Here is a 13050-nt window from a genome sequence, read left to right on the forward strand (position 1 = left end):
ACTCCTATTTTCAACCATTCAGAATTTATAAGTTTCATGCTTATCCATTTCTGAATGGTCTCCGATAAAAACGACATTCTCTGTCCTTAGAGGACGACGAAGTCGTTTTTACTTGGTGTTCAGGCTTTTAAGGCAGATTGGAGAGGTAATAATGGGAAATACGGATAAGTTTGAAATGATCGCTAATATTTATGACACTTCAGAAAGAATTCAAATTGCAAAGGTATCATCTGATGCCATTCGTGAATATTTAGTTGACGCTAATAGTAAGAATGCTATTGATTTTGGGTGTGCAACTGGTCTTGTCGGAATGCACTTGTTAAGCGATTTTAATTAAATGCTTTTTCTGGATACATCACAAAACATGATTAAACAAATAAAGCAATAAATTTCTGATGTTAATATTCAGAATGCCGTTACATTATGCATTGATTTTGAAAAAGAAGGTCTATCGGATTTACATGCTGACTATATTATTTGGCTCAGGTTCTACTCCATATTAATGATGTTGAATTAGTGTTATCAAGATTATTCGATGTTCTAAATGAAGGAGGACATTTGCTAATCGTAGATTTTAATAAAAATGAAAAAATAGTTTCAGATATCGTTCATAATGGATTTAATCAAGCAAAGCTAACTGACATTATGACTAAAATAGGATACAGGGATATTCAATCCAAAACTTTTTATAATGGAAGTAAAATATTCATGGGTCATGATGTATCTATGTTTAGCTCTCATGAAAATTCAATTACCTTTGGAGGGGAGCATATTATTCAAATGATTAAAGAGAACTGGAAGGATTGGAAAAAATACCTTTGGTGAAGGTAAGTTCAAGAAGTCAACAACTTCACGTAACACCGTATTCACGCTTCGATTCTTGGGACTGGTTTCAGCCAGTAGACAATTATTGAACTAATGGCGAACGATAGTTTAATAAAAGAGAAGTTCCCTATACCTAGCACCTCGTGGTGCAAATCCTTTAAGGCATCATCATTCGATGGTGCTTTTTTACTCTTATGAGAGCGAGACTACTAGGAAGCATGAGTATAATTATTGAGGATGGTCTTTAGTATGCCTACGAGTCACATTGATAATATCCGTAGCACTCCCATTCTCATATGACACGTTAACGAAAAAATGGTCATGAATAGTATCATCTTTTGTATATCTCCAAACACAAGTCCAGTCACTTATGTAACCTCTTTGTTCACAAATTGTAGTTTTCTCCAATTGTTGTGTTCCAGTTGGAGTTCTCCATACTTTTAAAGCATTTACAGCATTAGTAGTAGCTACATGAATTACCAACTCTCCATTACCCTCTGGCAAGTAGACCCAGTTACCGTCAGGAGCAGGAATAGTAGTTATGTTCATTAAAGGCGGTTGTCTTTCCGTTGCATAGGTTAAGCCAGTAAAGGTCATAAGTAAAAAAGCAATTATAAAAAGTTTTGTTGGTTTTCTAATCATAAAAGTCACCTCATATGATAATGTCTCCAATTCAACTACAATTTAAAAAATAATCAAACAGTCACCCATGCTCTATAAATATATATAACGTAGAGGGGGACTAACATCGGTACATATAACTCTTCAACTAACGGGAAACTTTAGTGAAGTAACATATCAGAGGAATCGCAGATCTGGTTGTTGCTATACATCCTGTGGTGATTTATTTAACTCAACCGAGTGTGCGGGAGCAAAAGGGTTGGATTTCTTCCATCCGTACAAGACCTCACTTCGCGCCTGAACAAAATATTAGGTTTATGGAAAACCGAAGCGGATCGAATAGGTTAAAGTTAGATAAAGTACCGATAACGAAGTAACGGCTGCCGCGTAGCAGCCGTTATTTCGTTATCGGGCAGCATAATCTATAATAAGGAATGAAATTACTGAAATGTGACTACTTAATTTAAGATTAAAGCCCAACAAACCCGATCGTAGTGAAATCAAGAATATACTGCTCATATTATGGCAAAATAATAAAAACAATAAGGAGAGATTCCCTTGAAAAGAACGATAGCTGATTCCATCGTGGAATCCCTTCTGAACGCCGGCGTGAAGCGAATTTACGGCATTATCGGCGATTCACTTAATGCCTTGCTCGATGCGATCCGCCGTTCCGGAAAAATAGAATGGATCCATGTCCGCCACGAAGAGGTTGCAGCGTTCGCGGCTGGCGCGGATGCCACCCTCAGCGGAGGAATCGCCGTTTGTGCGGGGAGCAGCGGACCTGGTAATTTACATCTCATTAACGGATTGTACGATTGCCATCGAAACCGGGTGCCAGTACTTGCGATTGCCGCTCATATTCCGAGCAGTGAAATTGGCAGCGGCTTTTTTCAAGAGACTCGTCCGGACATGTTGTTTCAGGAATGCAGCTTCTTTTGTGAAGTCGTAACCGGACCGAGGCAAATACCTCGAGCGGTTACGATGGCGATGCAAACCGCGACGGCAAGGTCAGGAGTGTCTGTCTTAGTTCTTCCTGGTGATGTAGCCGCTTTCGAATACGACGAAAGCCCGGTTCCAGAACGCGTCATCCATACCACCCGGCCAATTGTCTGCCCTTCTACAGACGAATTGAAGACGCTTGCCGACTACTTAGACAAAGGCAAGAGGATCACCTTGCTGTGCGGTGCTGGCTGCTCGGGAGCTCATGCTTCGCTCATGAAGCTGTGCGAGAAACTGCAATCCCCGATGGTCATAGCGCTGCGAGGAAAAGAATATCTGGAATATGACAACCCGTATTCCGTCGGATTAACCGGTCTCATCGGATATTCATCAGGATACCACGCCATGATGGAATGCGATGTCCTACTCATGCTGGGTACCGATTTTCCATACCGGCAATTTTATCCGCAAGAAGCGACCATCCTTCAGGTTGATTTGGATTCCTCCCGACTAGGCCGGCGAACGCCGCTCGCATACGGAGTGTGCGGAGACGTAAAGACGACGGTCGACATGCTGTTACCCCTTTTAATGGAACCGCACTCCCCTGATCACCTGCAGCACTTTGCAGCACATTATGCCAAAGTCCGCGAGGAACTGGACAACCTTGCAGCTCCTGGTCGAGCTCCTATTCATCCGCAATTCCTCATGAAGGTAATCAGCGATCTCGCAGATGAGGATGCCGTTTTGACTTGCGATGTTGGTACGCCGACTGTGTGGGCTGCCCGATACTTGAGCATGAATGGAAAAAGAAGGCTACTTGGCTCGTTTAACCACGGGACAATGGCGAACGCCATGCCCCAGGCGATTGGGGCGCAGGTTGCGCAACCGGGACGCCAGGTCATATCGCTGTCTGGGGACGGGGGACTCACTATGCTGCTCGGAGATCTATTGACCCTTCGTCAGCATAAGCTCCCGATCAAGATCGTTGTCTTTAATAATGGCGCGCTTGGATTCGTGGAATTGGAAATGAAAGCAGCTGGCTTTTTAGAATTCGGAACGGAACTCGACAATCCAAACTTTGCGGCACTTGCTCAAGCCATGGGAATCGAAGGAATTCGCGTCGAGGATCCGAATGACTTGGAAAGCGCCGTTCGCCGAGCCCTCGAACACAGCGGTCCGGTAGTGCTGGACGTCGTCGTCAATCGTCAGGAGCTGGCGATGCCGCCGAAAATCAACCTCGAGCAGGCTCGCGGATTTACGATGTGGATGCTGAAAGCCGTTTTGAACGGGCAAGGCAACGAAGTCATCGAACTGGCGAAAACCAATCTCCTTCGGTAATAAATAGGAGTACTTGGACTCCTATAACTGACTGGTCACACTACCTTAGTCGCAAGTTTAAAATAGCCCCCATCTGATTGCCAGATGAGGGCTATTACGCTTACGTTAATACAAAAAGAATTACAGCCGGTTACATCGCAATTATCTCTAGTATGTATCGAAATTTATTCGATTTGGTGCCTATGTCCGATTAATGAGGTAGAGAACTTTGAGCAATCGGCAGCTCGTTAAACTATTCCAGCTAATAGCTTGTCAATATTTAATTATTAATTGCGGATTCATGAAGTGGTATACTTAAAAAAGTGCATGGGAAAGAACCGTCCCATAAAGCACGGAAAGACATTCCATATATTTCTATTTCTTGCTACTTACTCTAATCGGAACGCTTCCTTAGTAGTTAATATGGCAAAAATCCAGTGGATGAGCTTATTCACACAAGCAATTATCGCTACTTTGAACAGCTTTCCTTCAGCACGTTTCTTATCATAAAAAGCTCTTAATTTTTTATTTCTATTACTACGAATACCACACCGTACAGCTTGATACAGGGCAGTACGAAGTCTTCTGGAGCCGTGCTTAGTGATTTTATTTTGGGTCGCAACAAACTTACCTGAAGAAAAAACACTTGGATCAACGCCAGCAAAGGCCACCAGTTTCTTTGCGTGATCAAACCGATCGATTTCCTCGATCTCAGACCGAAGGGAAACCTTTGAATAAAGGTCACCAAAAACGCCAGGATATTCAGGAAAAACTTGATCTAGAATAGCCTGAAACTGTAGTTTTGCTTGGACATACATACCCGTTAAAGATTCATGTTGACGTGTTAGATAGCGTAAATTCATGAGATGCTGACCCCGCTTTTTGTAGGGTTCAAACTCTTCTTTATAGTACAGCGTCCCTAATAGATGGGCATCTGCGGCATCCGTCTTTAACCGTCGTAAATTGATTTTCTTGGCGTTATGTGAGATTAAAGGATTAATGACGATGTTCAAATACTGGTGCTCATCCAGAAACTGAACAACGGGGCTATGATAATGGCCTGTTGCTTCCATAACAATGGCAGGACGAATCCCTGCTGCCGATTCCACTCCTCTAATATAACTTAGAAAAGATGCTAAACCTTCTAGATCATGATTAAACCTAAAGATCTTCCCATGAGGTACTCCACGGTCTAAAAGCGCTTGTGCATGGCTCTCTCCCTTTGAAACATCCACACCAATGACTGGATTCATGACATCACTCGCCGGAAACCCCTAACCTTCTTGTCTTCCACACTATCGCATGTGATACGGGATTCATGTCCCAACCAGCCTAACCATGGTTGAACAAGTAGGGGGGATGAACTGAATAGCTCTCGGAATCTAAGTCCCACGGGCAGAAACGTTCGATCCCCGGCTACCGCTATAATAAGACCACACAAAAATGAGGTCTACCAGAAAGATCTGGTGACCTCATAATACGAACGGGCAGGATAGTCCCAATATGTGGTATTATTTTAGCATAATAGGATGACGAAAAATTTATAACAAAGGTGTGCTCCGGAGCCGAAATGGTAGCAGGCGAAAGCGGGTCAACTGATTTTCTAATTAACTAATGCCTAGCTCTGCACGATGGATGGATTGGAATTTTTATTCTGAGTTGCGTCATCTGACATTCAAAAAAATTTTTCTCATGATGTAGAAATTCATCGAACTGGATCGTCATTATAGTGAAGACATGAAACAACCCATTATGAATGTTGAGAGGAGCAATAACCATGAATTACACACTGCTAATGTATGAAACGACGGAGGATTTCGCCAAACGAAACGATCCGATTCACAAGGAGGCATATGCCGCAAGCTGGGCCCATTATGTCAAAGCGATGCTCGATTCAGGCATTGTTGTAAACGGTGCAGGTCTCGAGGCCCCCGAAACCGCAACCACGCTTAGCCTCAGGGGTGGTGAATTGCTGGTTCAGGATGGCCCGATCACCGAAACCAAGGAACATCTTGGCGGTTTGATGATCATCGACGTGCCAGATTTGGACACCGCATTGGAATGGGCAGCACGTTGTCCCGGCAGTTCGGTTGAGGTTCGCCCTAACTTGCATCCAGTTTCGTTATGAGCGCCATGCATGCTCATCAACTGATTGAACAGACGGCCCGTGATTCCTACGGCCGTCTGGTTGCTTTTCTGGCTGTGAGCTGGCGTGACCTAGCCGCAGCGGAGGATGCGCTTGCCGACGCTTTCCTGGCCGCGCTGGAATCATGGCCTGCGACCGGAGTGCCGGATAATCCCGAGGCCTGGCTGCTTACTGCTGCGCAGCGCAGACTGATCGACGGTACCCGGCATGCCCGAGTGCATGCCGGTGCGGAGCAGACTTTGATCGCAATGGCGAAAAATACGCAGCAATGGGCCGAACTCGAAGCGTCTTTTCCGGATGAACGGCTCAAGATGCTGTTTATTTGTGCCCATCCCGAAATTGATCCAGTCGTGCGTACACCGCTCATGCTCCAATCCGTGCTTGGCCTTGACGCAGCCCGCATTGCTTCTGCCTTCGTTGTTAAGCCTGCAACGATGGGGCAGCGCCTTACCCGCGCGAAAGCGAAACTGAAAAGCGACGACATTATTTTCGATTTGCCCGGAAAGGACGAATGGCCTGAGCGCCTTGAAGCTGTGCTTGAAGCTGTCTATGCAGCCTATGGAAGCGGCTGGGATGATGTGGCCGGCGTAGATCCACGCCGGAAAGGAATGGCCGAAGAAGCGATTTTCATGGGAAGACTGATCTTACGGTTCATGCCGGGGGAACCAGAAGCGCTGGGATTGATGGCGCTTATGCTGCACTGCGAAGCACGCCGCCATGTGCGGCGCAATGAGGCAGGTGACTATGTTCCGATAACTGAACAGGATCATTCTCGTTGGTCAGTCACGATGATCGAGGAAGCGGAGCATTGCCTGCGTGTTGCCGCGCAAGGGAACCGCATTGGGCGGTTCCAGCTTGAAGCGGCGATTCAATCCGTGCACGCCCAGCGTGCCTGGACTGGCCGAACGGAGTGGGAAGCGATCGCGTTGCTATACGAGGGGCTCGTGCGTATCGCGCCAACGATCGGCGCAATCGTCGGCCGGGCGGCAGCCGTTGCTGAGGCGCGTGGAGCCGAAATCGGGATGGCGCTGCTGGAAGAAGTACCGGCCGATGCGGTCAAGAGCTATCAACCTTATTGGGCCCTGCGCGCCCATTTGTTCAAGCGGATGCAGAGGTACGAACAAGCCCGTGCCGCTTATAGCCGCGCCATCGGATTGTGCATGGATCCCTCCATTCGTGCGTTTCTGGAGAAACAAGCTGGAGAATGTGAGTAGTCAGGTCTGTCGTCATGGATGCCAAATCCAGGGACAGACCTTTTTTTGTTTTGTTCTCAAAATGCGATTGACATGTTCACACGGGCTTCACGCTGGTTACGGCATCAAGTTTCATTTCAATATTAACTCCAGATGTTTTGCCGATTTCGTTCGGTGAGATTGATCCGATAGCAACACTCATCGTTGACGGCTGTGCCATGGATAATCCGCACCCGCTTATGATCATCGACGCAGCAGGCATAAGATAGCCCGATTTTCTAAAGTTTTTTGCTCACTTATGATTAAACTATCGGGCAGAAGAGTCTAATACCGTAAGCAGGAAAAATTAACTACTGATAGAACTTATTTAACTGATGCAACACTCTTACAAACCAAGGAGATTCTCAAATGAGTTCAAATAGTTCTGATGTGAAAAATACACCTAGCAATAATAATGAAATTAAAATAGTTAGTCTTTTGATAAATAAAACAAGAAGTGTTAGTGGAGAGTTAGTTTTGTTCGAAGAGTCTCCAGCGGATGCAGAAATGGTTTGCCTAGAATTATCTTTTGAAGGATATACCATTACCAGTCAAAGCGAAAATTACTTTACTGCTCTACAACAGCTGAGAGTTAAACTAGAGGAGCAAAATACACAAATTTTGTGTAACGGTGCAGCGATCAACATATATCCTTCAGCGGCAGTCTAAGACTATATTTTCTCAAGACACCCGACGGGGTGGAAGGGAGAAGACATGAAGTGGGTAAGTTGGGTTATTAAGCTAAGGAAGAAGTAAAGCAAAAATAAGGGTAACCGAGAGCAAATAGGTTACCTTTTTTTATTGTATCTATATTGGTGATCGGTAGCAATTAACATAGCAGATGTCGGATGGCTGCTCAATAATCTTGTCCGCATCACACACTGGCGGCATATCTCGCTGTTCGATTTAGCTACAGAAACTTCATTACAAGGAAAGAACTCATCATGAAAAGAGGGGCTCTCTCTTTGTAAACAATATCCACACAATAAAATTCTGAGGATTCTATTGCGGATGCTCTGATCACCGACTGCACTTTGTGCATACACCAATCACCTTACCAAGAAACTCTTTTGTAGATAATTTACGAAAAGTAGTTGCTGGATTACTTCTGGACCAATCGTCACCAATTACAAATACTTCGTCATTGTTGAGGGTTATTTCATTTTGATTTTTCTTAAAGATCTCATCTATGAGATTTTGCTTAGCAGGTTCATCACCATTGCTATCCTTAAACTTTTGATAGTCATACCCCCTAATATGGGCTGAACCGTAGAATGTATCTAATTTTCCCCCATTAATGAATATTTGACCGTTTTTTATTTTCATTTTTTCATTTGGAAGTGCAATTACTCTGGCTACGTTATTGTCCCCATAGTAAACAATGTCTCCTCTTACCACAGATTGGGTTTTATAGTACGAGACATCTACAACGACATTTTTTGTATAGTCGTGATTACCTTGATCCATAGCATCGCTCAAGGGATTAACGATTGTATTGCTCCCTTGTGAAACCTCAGCAATGGATTTTTCGGTAATCTTGTCAGTAATCATTTTTTCTGAGCATGCGGCAAGCATTACAAGAAGAAGGCAAGCGATCAAAATACGTTTCATAAAAATCCCACCCTAAAAGCAAAGGCTGTAAGAAGTCCCGTTGGGGTCAGCTTACAGTCTAACTTCATTTTGTTGTGAATCATTATTCACTTAGGTATTGAATGGATGCATTAGACTCATCAACTACAAGAAGAGATTTATCAAATTGTATGTTTTTATCTAATGTACCAGCGATGATGTCATCATGCTTGTACCTCTCCGCCAGCATAACCCACAAAGCAATCGTGCGATTCCGCTGAACGGGATCTGTGAACAGATCGGGATGATCGTTCACGGAATCATCGATATTTGCGCCAGTTTGTCCTCCCGGAGTGCCGTGCAGATCGAATACCACATACACCAGCAGCCAGTTGCCCAAACCGACACCTCTGAGCAGCAGGGGCTTGCCTTCTCCATCGATGAGCCGTCTGCCCTCAGCACGAATAAAACCTGTTCCGCTAGCGTTCATCATATCCGTAACCTCCATGGTTTCAATGTAGCGTTTACAAATGTATGGTAGCACCGAATGGAGACAGGCGGAACACCACCTGAAAAACAGTAACCATAGCTGAAATTTGAACCCTTACATCACATGAAGGAAACACATACAATGATGATAGTGAAAGTGCTTACATAAAAGTGGAATGTATTGGAGGTGCAGCCAGGATGAACGCAGATGTGGATATTCCCGTTCCGATTCCTAAATCAACTGCCGTTAAAGGCCAAGCTATAAGGCTGCTTCGCAAATTGTACGGACAACGTTATTTACAAGTTATGGCGCTGGTCGGCGTCGCCTGGATGATCGTTTTCAACTATGTTCCGATGTACGGGATCATCATTGCATTTAAAGATTTTAATATCATTAAGTCGATTTCTGCAGCGCCGTGGGTGGGGTTGGAGCACTTCAGGGCGTTTTGGGATGATGACAATTTGGGCTATGTCATTAAGAATACGCTCGGGATGAGCTTACTCAAGTTAATTATCGGCTTTCCACTTCCGATTGGTTTCGCTCTTTTTTTGAACGAGCTTCGTTCAATGCGATTTAAGAAGCTGGTGCAGACAATATCGTATTTACCGCACTTTCTCTCATGGGTGATTCTTGGCGGCATCCTTGCCACATGGCTAGCCGACGTGGGCATTATTAATAAGATGCTGCTCGCGCTCAATGTCATAGAAGAACCGATTAGTTATTTGGCCGAGGCTCAATATTTCTGGAGTATCATCATTACTTCTGACATCTGGAAGGAGCTGGGATGGTCCGCGATTATATACCTGGCGGCGATGTCAGGCGTATCCCCTGAGATGTATGAAGCGGCGACGATCGATGGCGCAGGACGTTTTCAGAAAATGTTTTATGTTACGCTGCCGTCCATTAAGGGAACGATCACCATCTTATTCATTCTCGCCGTCAGCGGTATTCTCAACTCGAATTTCGATCAAATTCTGGTGCTCAAGAACCAGCTTAACGAAAGTGCCAGCAACGTAATTGATGTATATGTGTACCAAGTCGGTCTTCAGCAAAGCCGGTTTTCCTATGCAACTGCGGTCGGGTTAATTAAATCACTGATTTCGCTCGTTCTGCTTCTCTCGGCAAACTTCATTACCAAACGTTTAAACAATACCTCTTTATTTTAAACAATTACATCGGATGCCAGTTTTTCTAGGCGAAAAAGCTCTAAGGAGGTACTATAGCTATGCTCTCATTGAAACGCAGAACCTTCAAAGAGGCCGCGTTCGATCAGTTTAATAATCTGCTAATGCTCGCTATATGCTTCGCAACCCTCTATCCCATATGGTACGTGCTCGTTAATTCCTTGAATGACGGCAATGACGCCATGCGAGGGGGAATTTATTGGTGGCCGCGGATGTTCAGCTTAGACAGCTACAAAGCTGTATTCGCCAACGATGGTATCATGTTAGCCATGGGTGTCACCGTAGCTAAAACACTCGTGGGCACTGTTGTCCATGTACTCTTCACAGCGATGGTGGCGTACGCGTTCTCACGAAGAGAGCTCATTGGCCGTTCCGTTTATATGGTCATTGGTACCATTACCTTATTTTTCAGTGGAGGGCTAATTCCTTACTACTTGCTGATCCGCGATCTAGGCATGCTCGACAGCTTCTGGGTATACATCATCCCAGCCATGTTCAGCTTCTTTGATCTCATCATATTCTTATCATTCTTCCGGGAAATTCCCGATGCGCTGGAGGAAGCGGCAAAGATTGACGGCGCAAATGATTTCAAAATCTTTTATCAAATCATTCTTCCGGTCTCCATGCCTGTTGTTGCAACGATTGCATTGTTTCATGGTGTATATCAGTGGAATGACTACTTCACTGGGATGATCTATATTAACCAAAGCGATCTACAGCCGATTCAAACCTATCTGTATCGCGTTGTAGCGCAATCGAGCTCGAACCAAATGGCCGCTGCGACAACGGGCAGTATTGCCAAAACCGTATCTTCTCAATCCATCAAGCTCGCGACCATGGTCGTGACTACGTTGCCGATCGTTATCGTTTACCCGTTCTTGCAAAAGTATTTTGTAAAGGGTTTCATGATTGGTTCTATTAAAGGTTGATACCATTTTTGTGAATACTCTGTTCTTTGACAGAGATTTAACATATCATTATGATGCAGAAAAGGGGAAACGTATATGACGATCAGTAAATCTCGAAAAACATTGAATACGCTGCTTGCTCTGTTTACAGCTGTGTCTATTACCGCATGTTCCACGGATAAGGGTTCAAGCAGCTCAAACAGCCCTCAGCCAACGAAGGCAGCCGATGCAGTGCAACAAAGCGCTGCTCCAGCAGCCGCCAATGCTGATGAACCAGGGTGGAAATCAGATACGAAGCCCATTACGTTTGATTGGTATTTGAACTTCTCTTGGTTCCCGAACAAATGGGGTGTTGATGCAACCTCTCAATATATCACGAAGAAAACAGGCGTCAATGTGAACTTCATCGTACCGGCCGGCAATGAGAACGAGAAGCTTAACACGATGATTGCATCTGGCAAACTACCTGACTTCATTACCCTCGGATGGTATGAAGATGCCGTGAAGAAAATGATCGAAGGCAACATGGTGCTTCCACTCGGTGACCTTGCGAAGCAATACGATCCTTATTTTTTCAAGGTAGCGGATCCTGCCAAAACCTCATGGTACACGCAAAAAGACGGGAAGTTCTACGGATATCCGAATGCTTCGTCCTCATCGCAGGACTACAAGAAGTATGGGGAAAACTTCGTATCCAACCAGACATTTTTGGTTCGCAAAGATATGTACGAGGCACTCGGCAAGCCAGATATGAGAACGCAAGAAGGTTTCTTGAATGCGCTCAAAGCAGCGAAGGAAAAGTTCCCAGATGTAAATGGGCAGCCGCTTATTCCGCTTGGGCTGCATGAATTCACGGATACTGGAAATTACTCCCTAGAGGGGTACATACAGAACTTCCTTGCTGTTCCTTATGAAAAAGATGGCAAGCTATACGATCGTTCGACCGATCCAGAATACGTAAGCTGGCTCAAAACATTCCGTAAAGCCAATGAAACAGGCTTATTGGCCAAAGATATCTTCATTGACAAACGTCCGCAGATGGAAGAGAAAATTGCACAAGGCCGCTATTTTGCCATGCTTTATCAACGTTCAGATATGGCGAAGCAAAACATTTCCTTGTATCAAAAAGATCCGAACACCGCATATATTGCCGTCGATGGACCAGCAAATTCGAAAAAAGATGCACCAACCTTAGCAGGTCCAGGCATCTCCGGTTGGACAGTAACGTTGATCTCTAAGGATGTGAAAGATAAAGCAAGAGCCATCAAATTCTTGAGCTATCTGATCAGTGAGGAGGGTAACAAAGACTTATTCCTCGGTGAAAAAGGTGTCAGCTATGATACAATCGGCGGCAAAGACCAATTCAAGCCGGAAGTTGTTGATTTACTAAACAAAGATCGAGCTGCATTTGATAAAAAGTATGGATCTTCCTATACATTCTGGATGCTGATGGATACAAACATGAATTTAAAATGGGCTCCGCCAAGTGTTGAACCAGCCAAACAGCCTGAGGATTGGACAAAAGGCAAGACAAAGAGCTTCTCACAATACGATAACATTACCCCAACGGGGACATCCGAAGAAGGTATCGCCAATAGTAAAATCTCTCAGACTTGGGGCAAGACATTGCCGAAGCTGCTGCTTGCCAAATCAGATGCCGAATTTGATCAGCTTTTTGATAAATATCAGAAGGATCGGAAAGCAGCTGGGTTGGATAAGGTTCAGACCTACCAACAGAAAGAATTTGAATCCAACATCAAGAAGATTGCCGAATTCTCAAAGTAATCCAGAAATGAAACCCGAAAACCAGAATCAT

At 44.6% G+C, this 13050-nt stretch carries 14 protein-coding genes; 9 read left to right on the forward strand and 5 right to left on the reverse strand.

Going from position 1 to position 13050, the window contains the following annotated elements:
* Positions 1-151: 151 nt before the first annotated feature.
* A complete protein-coding gene (locus ACBP55_RS13710; RefSeq protein WP_464652295.1) occupies positions 152-337 on the forward strand; it encodes a hypothetical protein in 186 nt (61 codons plus the stop codon).
* A 221-nt stretch (positions 338-558) separates the two neighbouring features.
* Complete coding sequence (locus ACBP55_RS13715; protein ID WP_464652297.1) at positions 559-825, forward strand: hypothetical protein; 267 nt, start codon at positions 559-561, stop codon at positions 823-825.
* A gap of 228 nt (positions 826-1053) precedes the next feature.
* Here the strand turns inward: ACBP55_RS13715 and ACBP55_RS13720 are convergent, their stop codons facing one another.
* Positions 1054-1467: a hypothetical protein gene (locus tag ACBP55_RS13720; RefSeq protein ID WP_464652300.1), complete on the reverse strand. Its 414-nt coding sequence runs from the start codon at positions 1465-1467 to the stop codon at positions 1054-1056.
* A 537-nt stretch (positions 1468-2004) separates the two neighbouring features.
* Between ACBP55_RS13720 and poxB the strand changes: the two genes are divergently transcribed.
* The gene (gene poxB, locus ACBP55_RS13725; protein ID WP_464652301.1) at positions 2005-3726 is read left to right on the forward strand and encodes a ubiquinone-dependent pyruvate dehydrogenase; all 1722 of its coding nucleotides are present in this window, start codon (positions 2005-2007) and stop codon (positions 3724-3726) included.
* A gap of 368 nt (positions 3727-4094) precedes the next feature.
* Here the strand turns inward: poxB and ACBP55_RS13730 are convergent, their stop codons facing one another.
* Complete coding sequence (locus tag ACBP55_RS13730; RefSeq protein WP_464652302.1) at positions 4095-4958, reverse strand: IS110 family transposase; 864 nt, start codon at positions 4956-4958, stop codon at positions 4095-4097.
* 524 nt (positions 4959-5482) lie between these two features.
* Here ACBP55_RS13730 and ACBP55_RS13735 point away from each other — a divergent pair.
* Together ACBP55_RS13735 and ACBP55_RS13740 are read left to right on the forward strand one after the other, a co-directional pair.
* Positions 5483-5833, forward strand: coding sequence for a YciI family protein (locus ACBP55_RS13735; protein ID WP_171642403.1), 351 nt, complete (start codon positions 5483-5485; stop codon positions 5831-5833).
* Positions 5830-7065 (forward strand): RNA polymerase sigma factor, encoded by a 1236-nt coding sequence (locus ACBP55_RS13740; RefSeq protein ID WP_464652303.1) that lies wholly within the window; start codon positions 5830-5832, stop codon positions 7063-7065. The genes ACBP55_RS13735 and ACBP55_RS13740 overlap by 4 nt, the downstream gene beginning before the upstream one ends.
* Positions 7066-7141: 76 nt before the next feature.
* On the opposite strand, the gene ACBP55_RS13745 is transcribed toward ACBP55_RS13740, so the two are convergent.
* Positions 7142-7264, reverse strand: coding sequence for a hypothetical protein (locus ACBP55_RS13745; protein ID WP_464650487.1), 123 nt, complete (start codon positions 7262-7264; stop codon positions 7142-7144).
* A gap of 188 nt (positions 7265-7452) precedes the next feature.
* Here ACBP55_RS13745 and ACBP55_RS13750 point away from each other — a divergent pair, with 188 nt between their 5' ends.
* Positions 7453-7752, forward strand: coding sequence for a hypothetical protein (locus ACBP55_RS13750; protein WP_464652305.1), 300 nt, complete (start codon positions 7453-7455; stop codon positions 7750-7752).
* A gap of 351 nt (positions 7753-8103) precedes the next feature.
* Here the strand turns inward: ACBP55_RS13750 and ACBP55_RS13755 are convergent, their stop codons facing one another.
* Together ACBP55_RS13755 and ACBP55_RS13760 are read right to left on the reverse strand one after the other, a co-directional pair.
* Positions 8104-8694: a S26 family signal peptidase gene (locus ACBP55_RS13755; RefSeq protein WP_464652307.1), complete on the reverse strand. Its 591-nt coding sequence runs from the start codon at positions 8692-8694 to the stop codon at positions 8104-8106.
* A gap of 82 nt (positions 8695-8776) precedes the next feature.
* Positions 8777-9145 carry a hypothetical protein gene (locus ACBP55_RS13760; protein ID WP_464652309.1) on the reverse strand — a complete coding sequence of 123 codons (369 nt, stop codon included), beginning with the start codon at positions 9143-9145 and terminating at the stop codon, positions 8777-8779.
* A gap of 194 nt (positions 9146-9339) precedes the next feature.
* On the opposite strand from ACBP55_RS13760, the gene ACBP55_RS13765 reads away from it, so the two are divergent.
* The 3 genes from ACBP55_RS13765 to ACBP55_RS13775 all read left to right on the forward strand — a co-directional run bounded on the left by ACBP55_RS13765 (position 9340) and on the right by ACBP55_RS13775 (position 13019).
* Positions 9340-10308 (forward strand): ABC transporter permease, encoded by a 969-nt coding sequence (locus ACBP55_RS13765; protein WP_464652311.1) that lies wholly within the window; start codon positions 9340-9342, stop codon positions 10306-10308.
* Between the two features lie 59 nt (positions 10309-10367).
* Complete coding sequence (locus tag ACBP55_RS13770; protein ID WP_464652313.1) at positions 10368-11255, forward strand: carbohydrate ABC transporter permease; 888 nt, start codon at positions 10368-10370, stop codon at positions 11253-11255.
* 75 nt (positions 11256-11330) lie between these two features.
* Positions 11331-13019, forward strand: coding sequence for a type 2 periplasmic-binding domain-containing protein (locus ACBP55_RS13775; RefSeq protein WP_464652315.1), 1689 nt, complete (start codon positions 11331-11333; stop codon positions 13017-13019).
* Positions 13020-13050 lie beyond the last annotated feature (31 nt).

Source organism: Paenibacillus sp. WG02, from assembly GCF_055396115.1.